At 45.4% G+C, this 26,576-nt stretch carries 17 protein-coding genes; 8 read left to right on the forward strand and 9 right to left on the reverse strand.

Going from position 1 to position 26,576, the window contains the following annotated elements; translation table 11 throughout:
- Positions 1-227: 227 nt before the first annotated feature.
- Positions 228-1,979 (reverse strand): hypothetical protein, encoded by a 1,752-nt coding sequence (locus tag JNN12_14150; GenBank protein MBL7979476.1) that lies wholly within the window; start codon positions 1,977-1,979, stop codon positions 228-230.
- Between the two features lie 252 nt (positions 1,980-2,231).
- Between JNN12_14150 and JNN12_14155 the strand changes: the two genes are divergently transcribed.
- The 3 genes from JNN12_14155 (at position 2,232) to JNN12_14165 (ending at position 10,603) form a co-directional block, all read left to right on the forward strand.
- Positions 2,232-5,933 (forward strand): pentapeptide repeat-containing protein, encoded by a 3,702-nt coding sequence (locus JNN12_14155; protein MBL7979477.1) that lies wholly within the window; start codon positions 2,232-2,234, stop codon positions 5,931-5,933.
- Positions 5,934-6,000: 67 nt separating this feature from the next.
- Complete coding sequence (locus JNN12_14160) at positions 6,001-7,026, forward strand: hypothetical protein (protein MBL7979478.1); 1,026 nt, start codon at positions 6,001-6,003, stop codon at positions 7,024-7,026.
- A 112-nt stretch (positions 7,027-7,138) separates the two neighbouring features.
- A complete protein-coding gene (locus JNN12_14165) occupies positions 7,139-10,603 on the forward strand; it encodes a T9SS type A sorting domain-containing protein (protein ID MBL7979479.1) in 3,465 nt (1,154 codons plus the stop codon).
- On the opposite strand, the gene JNN12_14170 is transcribed toward JNN12_14165, so the two are convergent.
- Positions 10,604-11,464, reverse strand: coding sequence for a sterol desaturase family protein (locus JNN12_14170; GenBank protein MBL7979480.1), 861 nt, complete (start codon positions 11,462-11,464; stop codon positions 10,604-10,606). It lies immediately after the preceding gene.
- A 119-nt stretch (positions 11,465-11,583) separates the two neighbouring features.
- On the opposite strand from JNN12_14170, the gene JNN12_14175 reads away from it, so the two are divergent.
- Positions 11,584-12,258, forward strand: a complete 675-nt coding sequence (locus JNN12_14175; GenBank protein MBL7979481.1) for a thioredoxin domain-containing protein — start codon at positions 11,584-11,586, stop codon at positions 12,256-12,258.
- A gap of 69 nt (positions 12,259-12,327) precedes the next feature.
- On the opposite strand, the gene JNN12_14180 is transcribed toward JNN12_14175, so the two are convergent.
- Entirely contained in the window at positions 12,328-13,968 is a 1,641-nt protein-coding gene (locus JNN12_14180; protein ID MBL7979482.1) for a hypothetical protein, read from the reverse strand.
- A 312-nt stretch (positions 13,969-14,280) separates the two neighbouring features.
- Between JNN12_14180 and JNN12_14185 the strand changes: the two genes are divergently transcribed.
- Positions 14,281-14,778, forward strand: coding sequence for a hypothetical protein (locus tag JNN12_14185; GenBank protein MBL7979483.1), 498 nt, complete (start codon positions 14,281-14,283; stop codon positions 14,776-14,778).
- Between the two features lie 145 nt (positions 14,779-14,923).
- On the opposite strand, the gene JNN12_14190 is transcribed toward JNN12_14185, so the two are convergent.
- From JNN12_14190 to JNN12_14215, 6 genes are all read right to left on the reverse strand, one after another.
- Positions 14,924-16,345: an NAD(P)(+) transhydrogenase (Re/Si-specific) subunit beta gene (locus JNN12_14190; protein MBL7979484.1), complete on the reverse strand. Its 1,422-nt coding sequence runs from the start codon at positions 16,343-16,345 to the stop codon at positions 14,924-14,926.
- A 145-nt stretch (positions 16,346-16,490) separates the two neighbouring features.
- Positions 16,491-16,781 carry an NAD(P) transhydrogenase subunit alpha gene (locus tag JNN12_14195; GenBank protein MBL7979485.1) on the reverse strand — a complete coding sequence of 97 codons (291 nt, stop codon included), beginning with the start codon at positions 16,779-16,781 and terminating at the stop codon, positions 16,491-16,493.
- Positions 16,782-16,805: 24 nt separating this feature from the next.
- Positions 16,806-17,927 (reverse strand): Re/Si-specific NAD(P)(+) transhydrogenase subunit alpha, encoded by a 1,122-nt coding sequence (locus JNN12_14200; protein ID MBL7979486.1) that lies wholly within the window; start codon positions 17,925-17,927, stop codon positions 16,806-16,808.
- Between the two features lie 162 nt (positions 17,928-18,089).
- Positions 18,090-19,247: a Gfo/Idh/MocA family oxidoreductase gene (locus JNN12_14205; GenBank protein ID MBL7979487.1), complete on the reverse strand. Its 1,158-nt coding sequence runs from the start codon at positions 19,245-19,247 to the stop codon at positions 18,090-18,092.
- A 12-nt stretch (positions 19,248-19,259) separates the two neighbouring features.
- On the reverse strand, positions 19,260-20,900 hold the full coding sequence (locus JNN12_14210; protein ID MBL7979488.1) for an MFS transporter: 1,641 nt from the start codon (positions 20,898-20,900) through the stop codon (positions 19,260-19,262).
- A 131-nt stretch (positions 20,901-21,031) separates the two neighbouring features.
- On the reverse strand, positions 21,032-22,438 hold the full coding sequence (locus JNN12_14215) for a sugar transferase (GenBank protein MBL7979489.1): 1,407 nt from the start codon (positions 22,436-22,438) through the stop codon (positions 21,032-21,034).
- 159 nt (positions 22,439-22,597) lie between these two features.
- Here JNN12_14215 and JNN12_14220 point away from each other — a divergent pair, with 159 nt between their 5' ends.
- From JNN12_14220 to JNN12_14230, 3 genes are all read left to right on the forward strand, one after another.
- Positions 22,598-24,286 carry a hypothetical protein gene (locus tag JNN12_14220; protein MBL7979490.1) on the forward strand — a complete coding sequence of 563 codons (1,689 nt, stop codon included), beginning with the start codon at positions 22,598-22,600 and terminating at the stop codon, positions 24,284-24,286.
- A gap of 12 nt (positions 24,287-24,298) precedes the next feature.
- Positions 24,299-25,468: a SpoIID/LytB domain-containing protein gene (locus JNN12_14225; GenBank protein MBL7979491.1), complete on the forward strand. Its 1,170-nt coding sequence runs from the start codon at positions 24,299-24,301 to the stop codon at positions 25,466-25,468.
- Positions 25,469-26,058: 590 nt separating this feature from the next.
- On the forward strand, positions 26,059-26,442 hold the full coding sequence (locus JNN12_14230) for a hypothetical protein (GenBank protein MBL7979492.1): 384 nt from the start codon (positions 26,059-26,061) through the stop codon (positions 26,440-26,442).
- Positions 26,443-26,576 lie beyond the last annotated feature (134 nt).

Here is a 26,576-nt window from a genome sequence, read left to right on the forward strand (position 1 = left end):
AAAAACATTATTACCCCACCCTGTTTGTAAGTGGAGGAATAAGAGGTTTAGACAAAGCAGGGAATGGGCTTACAATTATAAATTGTGATCTGAAAATACTCGCTTTTTATTTATAGAACAGCAAGTACATCGCTAAGATTCCACAAATTTGTACGGAAAAAGAGTCTGAATGTATAAAAAAGAACCCAATAAAGATATTCAGCATCAAGGAATGGTGAATCAAGCATTTATTTCACTTCATAGAGATAAAGGTCGTACCAAGCCTGATAAGTCTCAATTTTTTTCCTCAGATGCCACACATCAGGAAGGTCTAGCTCATAGGCTGCGATCAAAAACCGTCCTCCCATTTTTTTGAATGCCCTATGATCGAGTTGCAAAGGCATTGCTGATTTAACTTTCTTCTTGAGCACCAAAAAAGGAGACTTCCAAGTTTGCGCATGGGCAGGTAATATATAGCAGCGGCTGCCCCATTCATCGAAGTATTGTCGCCATTTATCAGATAGTGCCAACTCCGGCGCAACGATCTTTCTAAATGCGGCATGATACCCTAAGAAATAATTATTCTGGTAACTGTCTAATGTATAAAAGCCGTTAAATTGGGCAACGGCTGGATGAATTCCCACGGAAACCACCTTAAAATTTTTGGTTGGTATCCCGATATTTGCTTTCACCTCAGCCCAGTCTTGAGGGGCGTAAAATCCGTTCCAAGATGGAAATGAAGCATTTTGATAATCGGGCCGCAACCAAGCCATGATGTTTGATCGCAACATCCCATTTCCCCAGCCCACCCAAAGTACATGAATTACCAAAAAGGCAGCGAGATAGGATTTGAAGAGCGGCTTCCATTGCAACCAAGTGCGGGTTATTAAAATCAAGCCAACCAACCAAATCACGGGTGATGCAAAAGCCAGTCTTCCGGCGTTAAAGCTTTTAAAAAAACCTAATTGCTCTTTTACAGAAATCAGGCCCTCCCAAAACCAACATGCACTCAACAAAGAAAGACCAGCCTGAACAAGCAACAAAATTGAAAGCGGTCTCACGATGGCAGATTGACGTCGAAAAGCCCAGATAGAGGTCAATAATAACACCAAAACAAGGCTATGGAGACTTGGAGCATGATACTGACCTGCAACAAAATGAACCCCGGCATCTTTAACAACCTGGACAAAATTCTCGTGCTGAAACAGTAAATTCCACCCTGTCCGGTGCGAAACAAATTTTGCATCACCCATATTCTTTAAAAGATGCGAAGTTTGTACTACAAAAAGAACAAATACCCCACCTGTTACCCCCGCCATACGCCTCCACATGGGCCTTTTGGTATATACCCCCCAACCAACGATTGCCACCATGCCCAACCAAACAAAAGATCCAAATAAAATAAAGTGTGCTCCGAACGCATAACCGATCCATACGGATGCAAATTTCCAAAATTGCTTCTGGGTTGGCGTTTGATATGCTAAAAAAGAAACGGTTGCCCAAATCAGCCATGGCAATCCCGCTGTTGTCCAACCATAAAGTACATAATGGGGTAAAAACGCAAAACCCCAGCTAATCAGCACCCTATATATAGACTCACCCTCCAGAAAGAGACCTGAAAGTTTATATGCTCCCCATCCGGCCACCCCATGTACCAAAAGCATGGCCAGAACAAATGCTGTCCAAGGCGAAAACAACACAAATAATAAATTAATCAGATTTATTCCTGATAGATCAATCATATTTCGTGGTAAACCATTCATGATCATGGGTAGTACGGCATTGCTCTCCCACCGATACCATCCACCAGTTTCGGTAAGAATTTTGCGAATGGCCACATCCGAATCAAGTATATCATGCAAGGTTACCCGAAGTTCTGGACCATGCGCCACTTGTAACAACCAAAAAGAAAGCAGTCCCAAGGCCACCCAAAACCAAGGTTCACTAAACCATCTACCCGAAATGACCATACGAATTGAGTGCTTTGTTTTTTGAATCATAATACACCGTTTAATTACAGGTATCGCCATATTACGGATATTTATTAAAATACCAACCCTTTCTAGCCCACCTATTACCCCAAACCATGCCTCTTATCGGATTCTTTTAACTAAAAATACAATTTCACGAGTCATTTTTCACATCTGGAATCTTTTGTTGTATTTTAGTGCATCCGCTACCAACCAATATTTCCATCGTTCCTCTTGTCCATTTTGCTGAGCAACTAAAAATGGACATTTTCTCCCGTCACCATGTCTGTTCAGAAAAAAATCTCGAACATCCAATTGCGTATAGCCACATGGCAACATACACAATGGCTGGCGTCTTCCTCCATGAAACGCTTGGGGAAAAAGTTAGATCTGAGGGCCACAGACCTTCATAAAAGGGACCTCGCAGGGCTAAATTTATCCCAGGTTTTGTTTAAAGAGGCAGATCTTTCAGAAGCCAGATTAGATGGTGCCACTTTAGAAGAAGCACAATTTTCAGATGCCAACCTTCAGGAAGCCTCTCTTTCCGGAGTCTCCGCCAAGCGTGCCTTGTTTGAAAAGTCCATTCTTATCGAGGCTAAGCTCATCAATGCAGATGTCCAGTATGCCAATTTCGACTATGCCCAGATAGACCGCTGCAATTTCGGGTCTGCGAATTTACGTGCAGCCACTTTCCGGAATGCCAGTTTATGCCAAGTGGATCTTCACGCTTGCCTTATTGACCAGACAGATTTTTCAAATGCAGATCTTCGAGAGGCCAATCTGGCAGGCTTAGACCTCACTTCTGTTAATCTGATGGGGGCCAATCTGGAAAAAACCAACCTTACGGGGGCCAATTTGCGGGGTGCCAACCTAAAAAACACCAACCTGCATGGCGCTATTCTTACGGGTGTAAATCTGCAAGGGGCCAATTTAGAAGGTGTTATTTTGGACGAAATTTCTTTGGTGAATGCCAACTTGATTGGTATCAACCTGAAAGGAGCCCGTATTCAAAAATCCGATTTCCGCGCAGCTAAGCTCCATGATGCCAATTTATCCGGAGCATTATTAAGTGGTACCGATTTGTCTTATGCCGAGTTTGAACGGGTGAATATGACCGAAGCCCTCTTGGAACACGTTACTTGTTACCGGACACGCTTTAGAGATGCTGTTTTCACCCAAGCTCGACTCAACCATTCCAACTTTCACAGTGCAGACCTCACCTTTTGTAATATGGCTGGGGTACGATTTGCTTTTACCAATTTAAACGAAGCCAACTTGGAAGGGGCGAATCTTCAGGGTTGTCACCTTTGGGGCGTAAATTTGGAATCCGCGAATCTGGCCCAAGCCGTCTTTACCCGCTCCCTCATTGAGCGTACCAATTTGACCAAGGCAAAGCTGGCAGGTGTGATCCTGAAAGGGGTCTCGATGCCCAATGTAGTTTTTGATCATGTGGTTTTGGATGGCATGAATCTGGAAAAAGCCGATTTACGCCATGCCAGTCTGCTCGGCACCAGTTTACGGGGTGCTAATCTTGAGAGTGCTAACTTCCAGAATGCCTCCCTCCATAACGCCAATTTGTCACACTCCAATCTACGTGGTGCTAACCTAAAGGGCGCCAACCTATGGCGCATTAATTTAGAAGAAGCCCTATTGGACAGGGCCGATTTGCGCGGCTGTAAATTGGACGAAGCAAACCTAAAACACGCCACTTTGGTTCAGGCGGATCTGACGGGCGCCTCACTCTTGCGGACAGACCTCGAATTTGCGGACTTGTCCTCGGCCTTGATCAATCAAGTGAACTTAGATGAATCCAACCTGAAACGAACCTTGCTCGATGGGGCAGAAATGGTAGATGTTTCCTGTGAGAAAACCGATTGCACCGAACTTCAGCTTAATAAAGCAAAAAAACTTTTTGGCCATTTTAGGATGGCCTGCCTCGTAAAAGCCAACTTGTCTGGCCTTAACCTTCAAGGGTTTGATTTTCGTGGAGCAGATTTATCGGAATGTAATTTTCAGGATTGCAATTTGCAAAAAGCCAATTTGGAAAATGCCAATCTTTCCGGTGCTTTATTGCGAAATGTAAATTTGCTTCACACCCGCTTGTCTGGCGCCAATCTTCAGCGTATAGACCTCCAGCATACCCAATTGGCGCACATTGTCCTGAACAATACCAATTTAGAAAAAGCAAATTTCAGTTTCGCATCTCTTAATCAGTGTAGTTTTCAAGAAGCAAGCCTTCGCCATGCACGATTTGATCATACAAACTTTCTTCAATGCAATTTAGAACGTTCGCAGTTTGAACATGCACACCTTAACAATGCTTCTTTCAAAGCATGTAATCTGGGAAAAAGCAGTTTCCGCAATGCCCAGATGGAACGAAGCCACTTCGACCAGTGTGGGGCAAGCGGGGCATGTTTTGAGATGGCATTAATGACCAATGTAACCTTTAGCACCTCCAATCTGAACGAAGCCAGTTTTGTTCATGCCACCTTACCACATGCAAAACTGCACAATCTCTATCTGAAAGCGACCATTTTTGAATACACAGACCTCAAAGATGCCACTTTTAGCCATAATGAACTACACCAAACCAATTTCAGAGAAGCCCGTTTAGAGCGGGTATCCTTTAAGAATGTTCGCTTTAACCACACCATTTTTGATAAAGCGCACCTTGATGAGGCAGACGGAAGTGCCCTAAGTTTTGAATCCGTATCATTTCAAGAAGCGATTCTTAGGGAAACGAAATTCCCACTCGCGCACTTTGTGGATTGCCATTTTCGAGGAGTTTCTTGTGTAAAAACACAGTTTGCCGGAGCAACCTTTTTTGACTGTAAAATTCCACAAGCACTTCTTTCTCAAACCAATTTTAGCAATTGCCGGTTTTGGTTTCCTGATTTCACAGGAAGTACCTTTTCAGGCGCAAACCTTACCGATACCACTTTCAAAAAAGCACAATTAAGCCAATGTCGCTTTGAAAAGGTCAGAATGGAGCGAATGAACTTCCGAGATCAGGTCTTACAAAAAATTACCTTTGAAGAATGTGACCTGACCAACTCTTTCTTTCAAGGTGCTACATTACGTGATATTTCGTTCGAAAAATCGCAGTTAGGTGGCACGAATTTTGAAGGAGCCATTCTAACAAGGGTAAGATTACATCTTGCCAAACTGCGTGGCATATCGTTGCGAGAAACCCAACTGGCACAAGTCGAGGCACCCTATACGGATTTTCAGGGGAGCGATCTTCAGGGAGCAGTCTTTGAACACAGTAATTTGCAACAAGCAAACCTCCAGTTAATCAACGGTCAGATGCTTATTTTTAAGCAATGCGAATTGCGCGGAATAAATTTGAGTGGCAGCAAGTTGGCTTTTGCTCAATTTAATCATCATGCCTTGTCGGATTGCAATTTCCAACGCGCCGATTTATGGAAAGCGGATTTTTCTGAGTGCCGGATTCAGCATTCCCTTTTTCAGGAGGCCAATCTGGCCGAGGCGGAACTCTCCCATGCGGATATTCAGGAGTCTCAGTTTGCGCTGACCTTGTTGACGGGCGCGAAAGCCCTACGCATCAAATTGCAACAAGTAAATTTCAAAGGGGCTTCGATGGAACAAGCCATCTTCTCGCAAGCAGAAATACAGGCTTCATCGTTTGATCAGGCGTTTATGGGACAAATTAATCTGGAAAAGGCACGACTTTTCAGGTGTAGCTTTGAACGTTCCGATTTAAAAAACGCTCAGCTAAGCGAAAGCTCTGTTTCCCGTTGTGATTTCCGTCATGCAAAACTGACGGAAGCCAACCTGCATCTTGCAAAGTGGGAACAGGTGAAACTAGATGGTGCAAACATGATCATGGCGCAAGTACAAACGGCTACTTTTGAAGAATCTGACTTAAAGAGTGCCCGAATGCACTTTACCCAATTACCCGAAAATGTTACTCCCACCCCGATGGTTGTCTTAAGCAAGATAGAATCAGGTGGAAAACGATAATAGCTTTTTACCTTCTGAGCAAAACCGATATGTCACACTCCCTCCACGAAACCGTTAAGAAATCCCCATGTTGATCACATACCCTTTTCCTAGTGTTTATGAAACCCATAATGGTGATCTAGTAAACGTTGCCTCGGACTTGCTGCAAGGCATGAAAATATATTCCGATCAGACGGGCTACATCATCGGACAATTGGCGCTTTCCGAAGGCATAAATCCGCACAAAGCAATCAATAGTTCACCCCATGAACTGGACTACCGCCTCTTGGTACAATCTGGCTTGCTTTTGGCCTCCAGCCTCAGTGATGAACCGATCGTCCTTACTTCGGGCTTCCCGTTTTCCACCTATAACATGAACCGTCAGGCGGCCATTGATTTTATTACGGGTACACACCGGATTGAATATGCCCCGTCCACTTTTGGTGGTTCAACGCGCCAGTTCCGATCGGTTGCGGTTGCCAAAACAGAAATCATTCCTGAAATTTATGGTTGTGTAAAAGCAGCTCGTAACTCGGATGAACTTAGAGATAAACCTTTCTTTATGGTAAGCCTCGGATATGGTACTTTTGAAGCTTGCCTCAGCAATAAGTCTGGCATTGTGCAACGAACCATGATTTCGGCCCAAGGAATACGATATGCAGTGGATGATTGTATGAAAGAGCTTTCGAAAAGTTATTATCTGGGTTTACGAACCGAGCATCAATTTGATGTGGCCTTTCAGTCCGGATCCACTATGCTGAACCGTAAGCGAATTGATATTACCGAAATCCGAAAATTGGTCCTGAAGCGCTATTTCCGGAACGTCATTGCATCGGCCATCCGAAACTTATGGACAGATGAGGACTATGGCAAGGCCGATACCCTGATCATTGCTGGAGGTGGCGCCTTATACAGCGACTTAATGGATTCATTCGATGAAGAATATGGAGACACGTTGAATATCCGCATTCTCGATGATCCGCTTACCGCCGCCAGCAGGGGTTATTGTATCCATTCTGTCGAAGTAACAGGCGATCAAAACAGTGTGGCCGTAGGGCTTGACATTGGCAATGCCAATACGGTTGTTACCATCTATTCTGACTTTGCACCTTAAGCCAGGTTGGCGTTTGATGAAGAAGCGAGGTCTTAGACTTCGCTTTTTTTGTTCCAGATGAACGTTTATCCTATTTTAGATGCATCTACAATCATCTCAACCTTGCTTTTTTATGTCGAATAAAATTTGGTTTTCTAGCGTATTGATAGCCGCACTCATTGGAAGTATCTATTTCATATGGCCAACAAGTCCCCCCTTGCCAACAGAAGAGGGCGAGAGAAAAGGGCCTGGTCAATTTCTTGAATGGCACCAGCGGATCAGAACGCGAGATGGTGATACCGGGCCTGCATATGCCGCAAACTACCGCTTAAATGAATTGACGCGTGCTTTGAACAGTCCGTTTGTTCTGGGAAAACGCGCTATAAAATTAGACTGGCAAGAACGAGGGCCATTTAATATTTCCGGTAGGACGCGGGCCATTGTGGTGGACATTGCCGACCCTAATGGTGATACTTGGTTTGTAGGTACGGCTGGCGGAGGGATTTGGAAAACCACCAATGCCGGACGTTCATGGACGGACAAAACCCCTTTGTTGCCCAATTTAGCGACTATTTCAATGGTGCAATCGCCTTCCAATCCCGACATTTTGTATGCAGGAACCGGAGAAGGATTTAATAATGTGGATGCCATCCGTGGAGATGGGATTTTTGTGTCGAAAGATCGTGGCGAAACATGGAAACAACTCGTGGCAACGGCTTCAAACAATGACTTCAAGTTTGTCAATCGGTTGGTGATTGATCCACAAAACCCCGACATCCTACTCGCCGGAACCAATACGGGGGTGTTTAAAACGACTGACGGCGGTATATCTTGGCGAAATGTGATGGGGGGATGGGTTCAGCAACTTATGGCCAACCCATTAAATTTTAAAACGTTATATGCCGCACGGAATGGAAATGGCGTGTATAAGTCGGTGAATAAAGGAGAAACCTGGACCAAGACCGAGTTTGGCATTACCGATGGTTTTGGGCGGATGGAAATAGCCACCACGGCCCAAGACACAAGTTTGGTCTATGCTGCCGTCGTGGTTTCTGTAACGGTGAACAATACCAAGGAATCCGATTCTAGGCTTATGATTAGCCGTGATGGGGCTCAAACGTGGAATGCAGCCACCTATCAGCGGGTCTCTGGAAACCTCAAAGCCAATTGGATGGGCGATCAGGGCTGGTACGATAATACCATTGCGGTCAGTCCGTTGGATAAAAACGAAGTATTTGTAGGAGGGATAGACATTGTTCGCCTCACCATTAATCCCTCCGGCAATACGTTTTTGACGACCCACCTAACCAGTGGATATGGTGGAGCGGGATGTCAGAATTATTTCGGGTCGGCTTGTATTGCCCCTTCTGCCACTGCCGATGTCCATGTAGATCAACACCTTTTAGTGCCCTTCAAAGCCTCTGGAAATACGTTTAGGTTGCTGGCTGCCAATGACGGCGGCATCGCGCTCTCGAATGACGCTGGCAACAATTGGATTCAATTCGATGGCATTCAGTCCACCCAGTTTTATGGTGCCTCAAAAAAACCTTTGGTTCAAGCTTATTTTGGCGGTATGCAAGATAATGGAACATGGTTTTCTAACGACAATGCGGAGGCCACAACGCCTTGGGTGAATGCCATGTCTGGGGACGGGTTCGAAGTCCTCTGGCATCAAGCAGATCCCAAAATGATGATTGGTGCTTCGCAATACAATGGGGTCAGCAGATCGGTGAATGGCGGTGCTTCTTTCCAATCCTTGTCTAATCTCACCGACCGCGGACAAGGCAAGGGGCCATTTATTTCTCTCCTTGCCAATAGTCCACAATTGCCAGATCGGATATTTGCGGTGGGTTCCACGGGTGTTTGGCGCTCAAATGATTTTGGAACCAATTGGGAAGCAAAAAAGCCAGGTGAGGGATGGAATTGGAGCGGGGCAGATGTGCGTGTCTCTCTTGCCAATCCGAATATTATCTGGACAGGAAATGGAATTACGGGCGGACGTAACTTCTATGTTTCGACAAATGGCGGCGACTCGTACGCAGTTGTTTCTGGATATAGCACCACCTTGGGCAATGTTTCTTCTATTGCCACCCACCCAAGTAAAGACTCTACTGCATACGCACTTTATTCGATTTCTAATGCACCTAAGATACTACGAACAAACGACCTAGGAAAAACGTGGGAAGATATTTCAGGGTTTGGCACAGGCACCCTCAGCAACAATGGTTTCCCCAATGTGGCCGTTTATTCGCTTTTGGTATTGCCCCATGCTCCCGAAACCTTATGGGTCGGAACGGAGATCGGGCTTTTTGAATCTACCGACAACGGGACAACATGGCACTATGCCGACAATGGCCTCCCGGCAGTAGCCATTTGGACGATGGAAGTTGTGGATGACGAGGTGGTTCTGGGCACACACGGTCGTGGCGTATGGTCGGTTAAAATCCCAGCATTACTTACACATTCCTTCCAACCGCCCGTGATTAAAACATTTGGTCAGATTACAGGCGAGCCTCCCGTTGCCGAATTTGTTCTACGAACCGTCTATGACTCCACCTGGGTTTTTGTAAACCAGACCAAAGTAGGGACGTACCCTAAAAACGAACCTGGGGTCTTGCTTGCTCCAGACCTGAATAACCTTACGGCGAAATCTTTGACCATGACTATTCGGGTCTTCAAAGGCCGCAAAAGTTTAGAACTTACCAGAAGTATCACAGGCCTAAGTCCATTTGGTGCACTACTCACTGGCATCGCAACCGACTTCGACACGCCGGAGTCCAACAGCCTCTTTTTTACTCCAGGCTCGGTGGATGGCGATGCCATCTTTAGTATTTCCACTGCCACGGGCTTTATGGGCCGTGCCATTCATACATCGCATCCAGTCTCGATCGCTCCAGGAAGCAACTACGTTTTTCAGATGACCAACAAAATCACCGTTGCCGGAACCAGCAGCGAAGCGTTTATGGAATATGACGAAATTGCGATTCTAAGGCCAGGTACAACCGGATCTAAATATCCGGACTTTGAATTTGGTGGCTATGTGGTGCCAGAGGGAAGTAAAGATGGAAAAAACTGGGTTGCACTGGCATCCGGCGTAAATAGCAGTGCCTACACCGAGTGGAGAGCCGCATACAGCAATAAAGCCAACGGGACACCATCTTTGATCAAGCGAAAAAAAATAGATCTACTTAAGACCTTTAAGGCTGGTGATAAAATCAATATTCGGTTTCAATTGCTGAATCCTTCCGGAACCTTAGATGGCTGGGGGTGGATGGCAGATAACCTCGAAATCCAAAAGCGCCAAATAGTTCCGGTGGAACAAGAACCATTGCCACAACAATTCAGCCTTGCCCCAAATTATCCCAATCCATTTAATCCGGAAACCACGATCCGCTTTACCCTCCGCAAATCAGGGTGGGTGAATCTTCAGGTTTTTGACCTTAATGGACGCTTGGTTCGGACACTTGTGAACCAACAGAAGGAAGCAGGGCATTTTAACGTGCAGTTTATGTCCAATGACCTACCAAGCGGCACCTATCTATACCGTCTCAAAACATCGGAAGGCGTTCTCTCCCGAAAAATGACGCTTCTAAAATAGTTATTGAAATTTGGATCGTTTCCTTAATTCCTCAGAAGTGATCCCTGTTCCATCATGCTTCCAACCTGGCGGGCCAAAAAGGTATCCGATCTTAGCCCGCCAGCCGGGGGCATTCCAGACATCTGCCAAAAGGTCTTGCCACTCGTGAAGGGCTATCCGAACGGGATTATAGGTATAGATATTTTTTGTGAGGCCATAAGTGGGGCGCTCTTTTTCTGGTACAAAAGTTCCAAACATCCTATCCCAAATGATGAGCATCCCCGCATGGTTTCGGTCTAAATACTGCGCATCCGAGGCATGATGTACACGATGGTGAGATGGGGTGTTTAATATCCATTCTAATGGCCCCATTTTACGAATCACCTCGGTATGGATCCAGAATTGATAAATTAGGCTAATTGCACTCATCGTCAAGACCATTAGTGGATGAAAACCGAGCAGGGGGAGCCAAATATAGAACCAGCCACTAAAAAACGAGCCTGTCCATGTTTGTCGCAGTGCGGTACCTAAGTTATACTTTTGAGAAGAGTGATGCACAACATGAGAAGCCCACAAAATCCGGCTCTCGTGGCTAAACCGATGGAGCCAGTAGTACGTAAAATCATCTGCAAAGAAGAGCAAAACCCAAACCCACCACGCATGTCCCAAGTCAAATAACCGGAATTCGTACATCATAAAATACACGCCCAAAAAAAAGCCTTTGGTCAGCAGCCCCACCAATACATTTCCAACCCCCATAGCCAAACTGGCTACCGTGTCTTTGGTTTCATACAGGTGTAATTGTTCTCTGGCAGAAATAAAAGCTTCGAGGAGAATGAGGAGGATAAATGCCGGAATGGCATAATGAATCAAGGTTGGCATTTTGGTCTTTTTCAGGTTTTAGGGAACTTATTGCGCTGTAAACGAAATATACTACTTCCGCATTACATTGGGTTATTCCGATGAATTTACAAATTTATTCAGCTTTTACGCTTTAGATCATGCACAAACGATTATTCCTTCTATGCTATTTCTTATTCCCCCTTTCGGTTTTGGCACAAACGGGCAACACCGATCCCTTTGTAAAAGACCGGGAATTAATCCGAAAAGCCGACTTGGCGCGTATGTATGGCAATGATACCACCAAGGTTTATATCAATGAATTTGCTGATTTTGCCTGTCCAGATTGTAAGTGGTTCTATGAAACCCGCTTAGATTCGCTCAAGAATCAATTTATTAAAACAGGAAAAGCGAATTTTATCTTCCGTGCGTATGTCATCCCAAGATTGATGCGCGGATTTCATGGCGCCGAGGCCGCCTATTGCGCAGGGGGAATTGCAGGGCGGGCCGGATTTGAAGGCATGATGGGCAAATTATTTAACCAACAGGCCGATTGGCGCAGGTTACAAAACCCATTGCCAAAGATGGAAGAATATGCCCGTTCGCTAAAAATTCCACTGATTGCTTTTAAAGACTGTATGGCACGAGATGTGATGGCACCCTTAATTATTACCGATATTCGGCTGGCAAATGCCGTAGATATTCCGGGCACACCCACGATGGTTCTGACCATTTATGGCGACTTTAGTGGAGAAGAACAGTTGGATCCAGATGTCCCATTTTCAAAAATGGAGGCTGCTATCCAAAGGGTAGAAGCCAAAATCCCAAAGAAATAACCCTAAAGAAAAGGGCCGGATACCAAATACCCGGCCCTTTTCTTTAGGGTTTGGAACAATAATACCCAATTACTGCTTGCCCAATTTTTTGTTATTGAACGAAACCACGTCCACAATCTCCTGCGCATCGTTATCAAAACTGATCTCCACACTGTCTCCAGGGACAGAGATGGGCAACTCGTTAGATAGTTGCGAGGAACCCACAAAGATTTTGTTCAGGTCTTTTACTGTGAAATAATAAAAACTATTGCCATTTTTAATGTCACTGCTAATTCGCGTAAGAACCGATTTAGTTACCGATCGGTTACTAATGGACTCTGGGTTGATCTTATTGCCCGCCATATTATAGGCACTCTTGTACGACATCAATGACTCCCGTAAGGAATTACCCGTCCCCACGATGGTATAATCTCCGATCGCAACCATGGCATACATTTTTACCAAGCCCCCATTATCCTTCAAGGTCATCACGTATGTGGGGATGTTATTGATGTTGTATGGAATGGGTTGCGAGGCCGAATATCCTTTCTCCTGCACCTTCCCCATTGCCGAATTCTGGGCAGCGAATTCCGTTGCACCACTCTGACGATACCAATGTGCTTTTTTGGTGCGGGTATCTACCAAAACAAAGCCATTGGTGGATTCATCCCGACCGACCGAGGTGAGGCCCGTGTACCAATAAGACTTATTGTCTTCGCCATAAACCAACAAGGGCGACTCCGTGGCCTGCAGTTTGTTTTCGTTCGAGAAATTCCAATAGCCATTCACATATTCACCCCAGTCGTTGAGTTGTTGTGTTACAAAATCTTGTGGCTGAATACGATCTACCCATTGGGGTGCATTGGCAATATCGTATTCCGAGATTTGCCCAGTTTTGGCATCCACGACCAAAATACCGACCACATCTTCCCCCGAAAAACCAATGCGTTTTGCAAATTTAGAAATCACCCAAAATGGACGGCCATTGTCATCAATTTCAAAAGAGTAATCTGTAAGTCCGTGTGTAACATGGCCACTGAAGTACAAATGACGTTCAAGATCATCAAAAAAATAAGCATTCTGCTGTATTTTGATACGGACATCCTCCGAACCCATTTTCTGAACCAACTTTACATCACGCTCATTTGTGGCAGAAACCATCACATAACCGGGAGTTCCTTCTCGGTTGCTCATCCACTTAAAAAAACCAGAATGCACCAAGGGCGCAACCCAGTATAATTCGTCCCGAACTTTTTGGATGTTAAACGTCCCCACTTCCACCTGACTTCCCAGCGCGGGTTGTGCCCCCAATACCTTATCTCCTAAAAGAGACGCCAGCGATTGATCCACCACGCGGATTTTTTCCAGCGAAATAGGCGCCATATGCTGAGACAAATTAGCCCCTGTTTTAACGTCACCGATCAGGTTGCGATAGCTACTACTATGAAACATTGGGGAACTGGTAATAAAGGGCAAGACTACCACATAAAAGACCAAGCCCAACATTAACCAAAGGGGGGTCTTGCTAAATTTTGTATTTTTCTCAAATCTCAGCTCTTTCCCTTCCATTTTGAGACTGGAGGCCGGAAAGGAGACAACCATCCATAATAACGTAAGCAATAGAAGCAGGAAGGGCAAACCGTAATACCCATAGTTGAGTACTGGCATGTTAAAAAATACAAGTACCAACCCAACAAGGATGGTCCAGATAAGGGGTTTAATTTTTTTCATCTTTGTATGATAAAAGGGTGATTGAGATAGAGGTATATACCACAATCCGAAATGCAAGTTGCAGATTTTTTTCGCTTCTATGAACTTAATTTAGGCCGTTCCTCTACATCCAATCTATCAGACACCATCAGCTAATTACGCCAATTTCAGACCTGTATCCACAGCACCCCATTGGCATAGACAAGCCTCCTTCAGCATAGGCGGCCCCCAGTAAGAACCAATTTTCAGAAGCCTCTTGCGAAAGAGCACGCTACACACTATCTTTAAATTCACCTTATCCCAATATTTTATCCTCTACAACTTGCACAAAATATGACCAGCGTTCGTATTCGTCCCAAGATCAAAGCCATTTCCCCCTTAAAACCAGAAGCCCTCCAGGAACGGATCTACGAAAAACTGGACCTGACAAACAAAATTGAAGGGCTACGCTATAAAGATCACATTTTACTTCGGATACCACAAGGTCCGGAATACCATTTTTGGTCCCCACAACTCGATCTAAACTTCGATCCCCACGAAAAAGGGACGATTATTCATGGGCTTTATGGCCCCAGTCAGGATGTATGGCAGGTTTTTGCGGTCGGATATGGAATCATTGGATTTTCGTTTTTTTTCCTCACGGGCTATGTTATTACAGCCTTTTTATTAAAAATATTTCCGGCCATGTTGTGGGTGTATCCGGCCTTATTGGTGGCAGCACTGCTTTTGTATCTCTTCAGCCAATACGGACAAAAACTTGGCGCCGAACAAACCTTCCTTCTTCATCATTTTGTGGAAGAGGCAATAGGAGAAAAAGTAGATATTACATAGAATGTAAACATATATTAATTTGACAAATACCACTTATACCCACACATAAGACGCTCGATGGAGGGTATTTCCATGATCGTTTGTCATATACAAAAGGTCAGCCTTTTAAAAGACCGACCTTTTGTATAAGATTTTTTCTGCCGTCTTAGACCGTTTTCACTTCTGAAATCAGCGCCGAAAGGGTTGCTTTTGCATCTCCGAAAAGCATGGCATTTTTGGGAGAGAAGAACAGTTCATTTTCGATACCTGCATACCCAGCCTTCATAGAACGTTTCATCACAATGGTGTTTTTGGCCTTATCCACCTCCAAAATAGGCATCCCATAAATCGGGCTGGAAGGATCATTTTTGGCCGCCGGATTCACCACATCGTTTGCACCCACGATGAGTACCACGTCAGTTTGTTCAAATTCCGGATTAATGTCGTCCATGTCCACCAATAGGTCATAAGAGACATTCGCTTCAGCGAGGAGAACGTTCATATGCCCGGGCATCCGTCCAGCAACGGGGTGGATGGCAAATTTCACCTCTACACCTTTTTCTTGTAGCAAATCTGCCAATTCACGCACTTGGTGTTGGGCTTGAGAAACCGCCAGCCCATAGCCCGGCACGACAATGACCTTTTGGGCATAACTCATCAGGATTGCCGCATCATCGGCAGTGGTTTGTCTTACGGTTGCCTGAGAGAAGTCACGGCTACCGGTTGCGGCACTATCTCCCCCAAATCCACCCAACAGCACATTCAACCACGAACGATTCATGGCATCGCACATCACTTTGGTAAGAATAATACCTGAAGCTCCCACCAATGCACCAGCGACAATTAGAGCATCATTTTTAATGAGGAAACCAGAAGCAGCACCAGCAAGACCAGAGTACGAATTAAACAAGGCAATCACCACAGGCATATCAGCGCCACCAATCGGGATCACCAACAAAATGCCCAAAGCAAACGCAAACACATTGGCCAGAATGGCGGCATATAGGACGGGGGTTTGATCTATCGTAAACGTAGTCATCCCTTGGTACATAAAGACCCAACATCCAACCACACCAAGAAACATCAGCAAGGTCAAGACCCGAATCCCAGGGAAGAGAATGGGATTCCCAGACATTTTGGTGCTTAATTTTCCCCATGCAATGATACTGCCCGAAAACGTCACCGTACCTATTAAGATGGTAAGGATTACAATGAATATATCCAGCGGCGGAATCGCTTGTCCGATAGACGCATACCGTTCAACCTCCGCCACAGCCACTAGCGAGGAGGCAACCCCCCCTGACGCATTTAACAGGGCTACCATCTCTGGCATCCCCGTCATTTTTACGGTTTTTGCCAAATATAGCCCAATCATCCCACCAATCAACAGCCCCACAAGCATCTCAACAGGGTTTAGGATTTGTTGGTAAAACAGCGTGGCTACGATTGCAATCAACATACCAACAGCCGAAAGTTGATTCCCGCCCCGTGCAGTTGCCGGACTGCCCAACCGTTTAAGTCCCATAATAAATAGGGAAGCCGCAACAAGGTAAACGAGATTAATAAGGGCCAGTTTTAGGTCTGCCATAAGAGTATTTTTTACAAAAAATGAATGCCAAACTGAAGAGCGATTCGTTAGACAGTATAACAGGTCTCGTAGTCAACCTTGGAAGTTGCAGGCAAAAGAACCTTATTGCAAAACCAAGCCTTCCAGAAACCCGTTTAGCCTGCACTCAGTCCTCTTTCTTCTTAAACATTTCTAACATACGATCTGTCACCATATAGCCCCCCACCACGTTGATCATGGCAAAAATGAGGGCCGCAAATCCAATCCATTTTGTGATAGGGCTTTGAACCATGCCAGTTGCAATTAATGCACCGATGACAGTGATGCCAGAGACTGCATTTGCACCCGACGTAAGGGGGGTATGCAACATAGTAGGCACTTTACCAATAAGTTCTTTTCCAACAAAAGAAGCTAAGGTAAACACCACAATCAGGGTGACAAGTCCATTTAATTCCATAATCTGTTAAGGTTTTACATGGGTTCAGAGAAGGCTTTTTACCCGGTCGTGTACCACCTGACCATTGTGGGTAATGCAGCAGCCTTTGATAATTTCGTCCTCAAAATCGAGCCGGAAGGTCCCGTCTTTCACGAGTTCCCCCACACCAGCAAGAATGGTACGGGCATAGAGTTGACTGGCGTGGAAAGGCATTCCAGCAGGAAGGTTCATGGAGCCGATAATCGTAACCCCATGCCGGATAACCGTTTCGCCGGGCACAGTTAAAGCACAGTTTCCGCCATTGGGTGCAGCGATATCTACAATAACAGAACCGGGAGTCATGCCTTTAACCGCCTCTTCTGAAATCAGCAAGGGTGCTTTACGTCCAGGAATAAGGGCGGTTGTAATGACAACGTCCATTTTGGAAATATGTCCTGCAAGCAGCTGAACTTGGCGCTCGGCGCGATCGGAGCTAAGTGCAGCGGCATAGCCTCCTGAAGCAGCGGCATCGGTGGTATCTAAATCCAATTCAATAAATTTGGCACCAAGGGATTTGGCTTCTTCGGCAGCGGCAGCCCGCACATCATAGGCCGCTGTGACAGCACCCAAACGCCGTGCGGTGGCAAGCGCCTGGAGTCCGGCCACTCCAGCCCCCAAAACCAGTACACTGGCTGGTTTAATCGTTCCAGCAGCAGTGGTTAGTAATGGAAAAAAGCGCGGAAACACCTCTGCCGCCAACAAAACGGCTTTATATCCAGCAATAGAAGCCATCGCCGAGAGGGCGTCCATTTTTTGTGCTTTGGTGGAACGGGGTACCAGCTCCATCGCATAGGCTGTAATGCCTTTTGCAGCCAATTGTCGGACGGTTTCCAGATCGTCTAGCGGGCGCAGGAAGGAAATAAGTCCGGCTCCATTTTTCATTTGGGCCAGTTCTGTTGCATTAGGCGCAGCTACCTTAGCAACAAAATCGGCCCCAAGGGCTTGTTCTGCCATACCAAGCGAGGCGCCTGCCTGTTCGTAAGCTTCATCCGGGAAATAGCTGCTTGCCCCGGCCCCACGCTCCACGATAACGTCAAAACCTTGTTTTTTGAGTTTAGCAACCGTTTCAGGGGTTTGGGCTACCCTTGTTTCGCCCCCGGCGGTTTCTTTTGGGACACCAATGACCATATAATTATTAGGTAGGGATCTGTATAGTTGTTTTCCGAGTTTTCAAAGTATTGCAAAAGGCGAATTCATGCAAGCCTTTTCATTCATTACGAACAAGGTCTTAACAGGAAGCACGACTTTGGCAAAAAAGAGAAGGAGCATTCTCGCGAATGCTCCAGAAGGTTAAAGGTCAACCCATTGGCCCGTTTTGCCAGACTCAACCGCTTTGTGGATGAAATTGACCCCTCGCAGACCATCTTGAACAGTCGGGAAGTCTAAGTCTTTGGGATTGGGGTTTTTATCTTCGAGTCTTGCGCGGATACAACGCCCAAACGAACGGTAAAGATTGGCAAATGCCTCGATAAAAGCTTCTGGGTGCCCAGCTGGAATGCGGCTAAAATGTGTAGCTTGCTCGCCAAGATAGCCATTCCCGCGTCGCATCAACTCTGCTGGCCGATCGGGATACTTCAGCCAGAGTTTATTCGGTTCTTCTTGATGCCACTCCAATCCAGATTCGGTTCCATATACACGAATCCTCAGGTTATTTTCCTCGCCCACACTCACTTGCGAGGCGTATAGAACTCCCTTTGCACCATTCTCGAATCGGACCAGCATATTGGCATCATCCTCCAATAAGCGTCCTTCCACAAACGTGGTCAGGTCTGCCAAAAGCGATTTTATTTTAAGACCCGTTATGTATTCCGCCAAGTTTTCGGCATGGGTTCCGATGTCTCCAATACAAGACGAAATACCCGCTTGCTGAGGATTGGTACGCCATCCGGCTTGTTTAGACCCAGTCGCTTCCACCAATGTAGCGAGCCAACCTTGCGGATATTCCACCACTACTTTTCGGATCTCACCAAGTTTACCCATTCGTACTATTTCCCGAGCTTGCTTCACCATTGGGTATCCGGTATAATTGTGGGTCAGACCAAAAAGCAAGTTCTTCTCCTGCACCAATCGCACCAAATCTTCGGCCTCTACAATGGTATTCACCAATGGTTTATCGCACATCACATGAAACCCGGCTTCGAGAAAAGTTTTTGCGATGTCGTAGTGGGTATGATTTGGGGTGACAATCGCCACAAAATCTATCCGTTTTCCTGCTGGCAAGTTTGCCTCTTTCTCGGCCATTTCCTGATACGAGCCATACACCCGATCGGCTTCTAAGAACCACTCCACACCACGTTGCCGAGACTTTTCGGGATTGGACGAAAACGCGCCCGCCACCAATTCAATTTCACCATCTAAGGCTGCCGCCATTTTGTGGACATTGCCAATAAAAGCGCCTGGACCACCGCCCACCATGCCATAACGAATTTTCCTGTTTAGTTTACGCATCATTTGTCAAGATTAAGACGTTGCAGCAAGTTTTTCCACCTTATAACCACCACTTTTTTTGTCCTGCCAATACAAAAAGCCAAACACCACGATCAATAAAGCGGTAAAAGGAACAATCGCACGAAAAGCCATTCTGCCGCCATAATTATCTGCGGGATTCAAAACAGCTTTTGCTTTTTTTGCAGCCTCACCCGTTCCACCTTGTGCTATGACTTCTCGTAGAGCGCCAGCCGTTTTACCTTCCGGTAATTTACCCGCCGACTGATAGGCTGCTTCGACCGCCTCGGCATCACCCAAAGCCTTACGAACCTCTTCCTTAATCGGGCCTTGTGCTTGGTCTATGAGTGCTGGAAAGGTGGATTTTGCTTCGCTAATTACCCCCATCACCTCGGTTGGCGTTAGTTTCTCGTGTAGGTATTGATCGGCAATTGCACCCATTTGTGGCGCGGTAAACAAGCCCGTGACCGCCATTCCAACAGCACCCATCAATCCCAAGCCAAATGCACCTGATTTGGGGACGCGCTCGGACACGAACCCCAGCATCGTTGGCCAAAAGAAACACACACCAAATGCAAAGACGGTGGCCGCCGGCAAGACCATCATCAACGACTCGGCGGCACTTAGCCAATACAAACCTACCACCGTTAGTACCGCAGAAATCAATAACACACCCGTCGGCGAAAAACGATGTACAAAAGCACCCGCATTGTATCGTAAGATAGCCATCAGACCGTTGATCCATGCCAATACCAAAATTCCGTCCATCCCACCAGACTCCAATACTGCCGGAACCCAGCGGCCCGGCCCCAATTCAGAAGAAGCCGTGATGGCCATTGCCATTAGCATCACCAGCATCAATACCTCCAACTTGCGCCCAGCAAACCAAGCCATGCCCCCCATCACCACCGAGATAACCAACGCACCCAAGAAAAGCCAGTTCACAACCTGGGCGTCAACTTGTAGAATGCCCATGTTATTGAGCATCATGATCACCATCCCCACCATCAATAGCCCAACACTCACCACGGGGGCGCGTAAGGTTTCGCGAAAAGCCTCGCCAAGCGAAACACCCGCCGCCGATGCTTCGGTTTTAGGAAACGTTTCGCGGAACATAAGAAAGGCATAAATCACCGTTGGCACCAGAATCAAACCAATTTTTACCTGCCAAGCCGTAATACCAATCTCATCTAATACGAAGGATAAGACACCACCAATCACGATTCCACCCGGAAACCAAACATGAAATTGGTTCAGTTTTACCGATTTATCATTTGGGTATAAAGCCACAACCAATGGATTACAAGCCGCTTCAACCAAGCCATTGCCCATCGAAATAAGAAGTGCTCCGGTATATAATAGGCCAAATCCACCCGCAAAAATCATGCTCAAGGCGCCTAACAAATGCCCCAAAAAGGCCAATTGGAGCAGGCGCTTCATTCCAAGGGTGTCGCACAAGGGGGAAAAGATGAGTTGTGTAATGGCAAATCCGTAAAGGTTTGCCCCACCAATCATGCCGATTTGGAGGTTAGACAACATAAATTGGGTCTTAAGCGGTCCCATACTTGCACCAATAACGGCAAATGACACCGAAGTGGCAACCAATGATAAACACGCGCCCAAGAACAGACGCTGCTTATGAATTTCGTTTTGCATAGGAATTTTGGACTTAGGGGTTCAATGCATATTGGGAAAGCCGAAACATCGGCTAAAAGCCTTTTCAAAGTACGACATGGATGTAGTGAATTTCAAGAAGGAAGTACATTTTATGGAAACCCGCCCATTTCCTATTGTCCTTTTCCCATAATGGCGGTACGAAGGGTTTGGAAGAGAATAGAAATATCTTGTTTTAAACTCATGTTTTCGATATAGAACAAGTCGTACTTCACTTTCTGGCGCACATCTTCTACAGTCTCGTCATATTTCCACTTCACCTGGGCCAATCCGGTAATACCTGGTTTTACCCGGTGTCTTCGGCCATAAAGCGGTATTTCACGCGCTAACTTTTCGACAAAGAAAGGCCGTTCCGGCCGTGGCCCCACCAATGACATCTGCCCCAACAAGACATTCCAGAGTTGAGGCAATTCATCCAGACGGAGTTTACGAAGCCATCGCCCAATCGGGGTATATCGTTCATCATCTGCGCTGGCCCATACAGGCCCCGTTGCGGCTTCGGCATCAACCCGCATGGTCCTAAATTTTAGCATGGTAAATTCGCGCCCGTGTTGACCAACCCTTTTCTGACGGTAGATGACTGCCCCCGAGGAAGTGACCTTAATAAAAACTGCGATCAGCAACATGAAGGGTAAAAGCACCAACAAACCACTCAAGGAAAAAAGAAAATCAATCAACCGTTTGGTGCTTTCTTCCCAAGCGGCCATCGGCTCAGGATAAACTTCAATCAATGGTAGGCCATACATGTGTTCTGTCCGCGCCATTCCGCCAATTACGCTGTAGAAATCTGGAACCAACTTCAAGGCCACTGGCAATCCATCGCAGATGCGCAAGACCTCATTAAGTACCGAATGATCCTGCGAACCAAGCGCTAATACCACATCCTGTACGTTTTTTCTGGCTATTATTTCTGGTAAAGCAGCGATGGGGTCGTTTATCGGCCAATCCGCTTTCTCTTGCAAATAGAGCATGGCGCATTCTTGCTCGTCCACCCGTACTTCACCGATTAGCTTAAAACCCGCTTGAGGGTACTTTTGCAACTCTTCGGTAAATTCCAAAAGAAGTGATTCGCGACCAATTAAGAGGGTATTATGGGTACCGAGGCCACGCAAGAGGAGCGCTTTTTGTATGGTTCGAAGAATCATCCGGCCCAAGATCACCAAACCCACCATAGACAGCCAGTACACCATGATCGGCAAACGTCCACTACGGGCATCCAATTGGTCAATGAAAATCAAAAAAAACAATACAAGGATGCCAAATGTAACGATCTTAAAGACCGAGATAATTTCATCGAAACGAGAAGCCGCAAATCGGGAACGATACAATCCTGCAAATGTAAAAAGCGTGAGCCAGAAAACGGTAAAAATCACGGCGGGTACTAAAACGCTGGGCGGACGTTGAATAGGCCGATCTACCAATCCCCATTCAAAACGGGCATGATAAAATAAAACAACCGCACCCAAACAGGCGATGGTATCAATGATCAGCAGAAAAATAAGTTCGGTTCTACGGCTCACGGCGTGCTAAATCATACAAAAAAATGTGGCTTTTTCAACGTTGACGGCCAAGAAGCCCGTATATTTTACCCATTATTCCTCCCTTCAAGGGCAAGCTTTGGCCTGCCCAAGTCAATCTAATAAAATAATCCGGAATCCAAATATCCACACAGGTTTTGCATGAAGTCTTTATTCTTTTGGGGGATAACCCTTTTTATAACGCCTTTTATGGCATTGTCTCAGCCGGAAATCGTTCCCGCAGAGCACGAAATTTATGATTTTTTGCACTTACAACGGGTACATGGCTTGCTCCCCGGATACCTACACGAATCAAGGCCCATTGCCCGGGACGAGATTATCAGACATTTGGAAACACTCGAAGGCGAGCGAAACCGCTTGGGGAAAACCGCATGGTCTTGGTTGCAAACCTTTCGCCAAGAATTCCTGGAACCATCAACCGCCATCGAAACCATGATTGTTCCCAAAAAGGGGAATGAGGGGGGTAAAGTGGGCTTGCATTTTCCAATGGGGAAAGATACCGAGAAATTCCTGTTCTACAAAAAAACAGAAGACTGGCGAACAGCCGTACAGGGTCATGCATCGGCACAACTGCGCGGCGCAAATCCGGATGGCGAAGCAATGGGTGGTTTTGCATTGGTTCCAGAACTCATCATTGAGGGGCATTATAAAGATTGGTTTGGGTTTTATTCCGGTACCTTCGATGGCGTACAATTATTGGGCAATACACGGGTCCAAAAATATGATCCCCAGTTAAATACATTGTATTATATCCTTTATTATGACCCACCCATCGGGAGCTTCGACCGGAGTAGTGTCTCCCTTCGTTTAGCAAAAAAACCCTTTTTTGTAGAATTGGCCAATGAACGGCTCATTCAAGGAGCCTCTTTTTCCGAGCCGATCATCTTGGGTGGCCGAAATGACTATTACGCCTTTGTAAGAATTGGATTCCAGACAAAATCTTTTCAATATCAGATGATTCATGCCAATCTGGCGGATCGTGCCAATTGGGAATACGACCCCGATAAGCCCGATTTTGGCCGCTTGGTTTCGCCCCAACGGTATATGGCCATGCACCGTCTAAGCATCAAGCCCTCCTCTCGGTTCAACTTTTCCTTCTACGAGATGGTTGTTTATGGTCTCCGCAGTCCCGAACTGGCCTATTTAAACCCCTTTAATCCCGTTGTCACCTCCGAACACGCACTTGGTGACCGCGATAACAGCCTATTTGCCCTTGAATCTGTGGTACGTCCGGCCCCCAAAATAGAAGCCTATGCCTCCCTGTTGGTGGACGACATGATCCTAACCAAAATAGGGCAAAACTCCTATAATGTTAAATGGGCTTTTCAAACAGGGGTTGGAGCACATATTGCCGATAATATTTTAGCATCTTTGGCTTATACCCGCATAGACCCCTTCACCTACACCCACCGTTTTCCCTATCAAGGTAGTTTTTACAATGCGTATCAGCACAACCAGACCACCCTTGGGCACTCCATCGGTCCCAATGCCGATCAATGGAAAATTGCTGCCAAAATATGGTTCCCCAAGCGGATTCGGGCCGAGGCTTCCCTCTCCTATAACCGTAGAGGGGAAAACTACACGCACGCCAACGGAAAGTTAGTCAATGTGGGGGGAGACCCCAATAATGGCTTACAAACAGGCGAAGAACTTGCATCGGGGAAAAAGCAATTTCTGGCCGGCACCCGCGATGACGGCTGGTCGGCTTTGGCCTCCTTGTCCTACGAACCAATCCGCAATATTTCAGTAAGGTTTCAGGCGATACACGAGACCTACCAGCGCACGCCAAATGTCAGTTTTTTTAAAACAGAATTAATTTTCGGGTTCTAAGCCAAGGTTTTCATGCACCACCTTCTGATCACCACCCTTTGCTTTACGGCCCTTATTTACCATCTATTTCCTATCGGAGTACCCGTCATCCCAGTACCAAATCGTACAACAGGTATTAACGTACAACTGTTTTCAGATCATTTTTTACGCTCGCTCCACGTTTTTGGAACAGGAAAGGGATTGGTTTTAGTGGTTGATGGCCAAGCTCGGAGGTTGCACGCCAATACTCGGATAAACGTCTTGTTGCAGCGTGGATTGGTAGCCCTGATCACCCAATATGGCTATATTACCGGGCACCGTGTTATGCTGATTCCTGAAGCGGATAACTTTTTGGAGGTACAAATTACCGATCAACGCTTGCCTTTTGCGGGTACCTTGACCATTCAAGCGGTAAATAAACAACTCTCCTTGACCTTGAATGTGGCACATACCACATACCTTGCCGGTGTCGTCTCTGCCGAAATGCCATTCCTTCAGATGGAAGCCTTAAAAGCCCAAGCGGTATTGGCCCGCACTTATGCCTATCGGCATCTCATCACCACCCAAGGAAAAAACATGGGTGATACAGAAGCCACCCAAGTTTTTAGAATCAATCCAGTAACTTTTTCAGCAGCACAAAAGGCAGTGTCCGAAACGACCAATGAAATGATTTTCTGGCAAAACAAACCCATCGAGGCCCTTTTTTCGGCATCAAATGGTGGTTATATCGCCACAAATAGCACCCTTTGGCACAGCGATCCACTCCCCTATTTTGTCCCCAGGCCCGATCCATTCGACAACAATAACGCTTTTTCAGAATGGTCGGTTCAAGCAGAGGTACCTACGCTGCACGCTCATCTTAGTAAACTATATGGCAGCACAGTTTCTTCCTTAGCTTGGACGGAAAAAGATGCCAGCGGACGATGGAAGTACGCCTTAGTTACCGGAAAACGAATTCCCGCGAATCAGGTTCGGGCACAGATAAGTCGTTTTTTTCGCGAAGGAGGTCTTAGAAGCCTGCGCTTCGAAATGCAAGTTGAAAAAGGGTTCTATATAGCCAAAGGCCGTGGTGCAGGACATGGCGTGGGTTTATCTCAGTTGGGTGCTAAGCGTATGGCCGAGCAAGGGAAAACTTATCAGGAAATTTTGTCCTATTATTTCCCCAATACCAAGGTGACTCGAAAATCCTTCGATAGCCTATAAAAGCAATTAAAAATACAAAATTAAACCTTGCAAAGAGTGACAAAAAAAATTAAATGATTTATAATAGTCCAATAATTAGTCAAGTAATTTAGCTTTCAATAGCCTAATAACACCTTATTTATCTAATAATTTCACAATTTTAGAAACGAAAAATTGCAACAGAGTATAGAAAAAAGATGTAAAAATTAAATACTAAAAAATTCACAGAACTTATTTCATATCCTAAAGCTGTAATTTTTCATGATTAGCACATAAAGATTGATAAATGTTTTTTACATCACTGTATTCAAGAAAAGTATCATGCAAGAAAATTGCTTTTAATAATATTGTTTTTCACTATAGTCAATTAGGCTATGATAAAGCCTACAATGAATATTATGAAAGAGCACTTGAAGAATTTCTTGACATTAGTATTGCCAAAGCTGTATTAAGATTATTGGACACGATGCTTAATAAAAAAATAAAGCAAAACATTATACAACAATGTATTGAATATACAGAATTCCTCCAAATTTGTTTTTGCCAGCTATATAGCATTAGCTGCTACTTAAAATAACTTACTTTTTTAGATAATGAAATTGCAATAGGCAATGATGCAAAATTCAATACCAAATATTCAAATTAGCAAAACTAAAATAAATAGAACATCATACTTTGATGGTAGTGTTCTTGTCGAATTACCTGAATGGATGGGGTATTGGAACAATTATGAATGTACAGAAAGAAAAGAAGAAGTGGGATTTTGGATTGGAATAAAAAATGACTTAGCATCCCATGAAGGTTTCAAAACAAATAAAGGTCAGGTTAATGCGTACTATTATTTGATAGAAGAACATGATAAAATCAAACAAGGAGTTATAAAGTCATTAAAATTATTTTTATCTAATATGCCTTCAAACGAATATTCTGATTGGGAGCAAACTGATTTTCCTGATTTGTTAGTTTTGACACCAGAATTTGATTTCAAAAAGTAACTGGTTAGCCTGATTCCAAAATTGTTATCGGGCATTGAAAAATAGTTTATTTTTGTGTTTCAATGGAACTACCCAACGACATAGCAAGCTGCCACCGGATAATCCTGGAATTGGTAGCCGTTATTGAAGGCTTC

It is taken from the genome of Bacteroidetes Order II. bacterium (genome assembly GCA_016788705.1).
Lineage (GTDB): Bacteria > Bacteroidota > Rhodothermia > Rhodothermales > UBA2364 > UBA2364.

What these genes read in the sequence shown, in the direction of transcription:
- JNN12_14150 (MBL7979476.1), bottom strand. Translation starts at nt 1,979, where the DNA reads ATGATTCAAAAAACAAAGCACTCAATTCGTATGGTCATTTCGGGTAGA.
- JNN12_14155 (MBL7979477.1), top strand. Translation starts at nt 2,232, where the DNA reads ATGTCTGTTCAGAAAAAAATCTCGAACATCCAATTGCGTATAGCCACA.
- JNN12_14160 (MBL7979478.1), top strand. Translation starts at nt 6,001, where the DNA reads ATGTTGATCACATACCCTTTTCCTAGTGTTTATGAAACCCATAATGGT.
- JNN12_14165 (MBL7979479.1), top strand. Translation starts at nt 7,139, where the DNA reads ATGTCGAATAAAATTTGGTTTTCTAGCGTATTGATAGCCGCACTCATT.
- JNN12_14170 (MBL7979480.1), bottom strand. Translation starts at nt 11,464, where the DNA reads ATGCCAACCTTGATTCATTATGCCATTCCGGCATTTATCCTCCTCATT.
- JNN12_14175 (MBL7979481.1), top strand. Translation starts at nt 11,584, where the DNA reads ATGCACAAACGATTATTCCTTCTATGCTATTTCTTATTCCCCCTTTCG.
- JNN12_14180 (MBL7979482.1), bottom strand. Translation starts at nt 13,968, where the DNA reads ATGAAAAAAATTAAACCCCTTATCTGGACCATCCTTGTTGGGTTGGTA.
- JNN12_14185 (MBL7979483.1), top strand. Translation starts at nt 14,281, where the DNA reads ATGACCAGCGTTCGTATTCGTCCCAAGATCAAAGCCATTTCCCCCTTA.
- JNN12_14190 (MBL7979484.1), bottom strand. Translation starts at nt 16,345, where the DNA reads ATGGCAGACCTAAAACTGGCCCTTATTAATCTCGTTTACCTTGTTGCG.
- JNN12_14195 (MBL7979485.1), bottom strand. Translation starts at nt 16,781, where the DNA reads ATGGAATTAAATGGACTTGTCACCCTGATTGTGGTGTTTACCTTAGCT.
- JNN12_14200 (MBL7979486.1), bottom strand. Translation starts at nt 17,927, where the DNA reads ATGGTCATTGGTGTCCCAAAAGAAACCGCCGGGGGCGAAACAAGGGTA.
- JNN12_14205 (MBL7979487.1), bottom strand. Translation starts at nt 19,247, where the DNA reads ATGCGTAAACTAAACAGGAAAATTCGTTATGGCATGGTGGGCGGTGGT.
- JNN12_14210 (MBL7979488.1), bottom strand. Translation starts at nt 20,900, where the DNA reads ATGCAAAACGAAATTCATAAGCAGCGTCTGTTCTTGGGCGCGTGTTTA.
- JNN12_14220 (MBL7979490.1), top strand. Translation starts at nt 22,598, where the DNA reads ATGAAGTCTTTATTCTTTTGGGGGATAACCCTTTTTATAACGCCTTTT.
- JNN12_14225 (MBL7979491.1), top strand. Translation starts at nt 24,299, where the DNA reads ATGCACCACCTTCTGATCACCACCCTTTGCTTTACGGCCCTTATTTAC.
- JNN12_14230 (MBL7979492.1), top strand. Translation starts at nt 26,059, where the DNA reads ATGATGCAAAATTCAATACCAAATATTCAAATTAGCAAAACTAAAATA.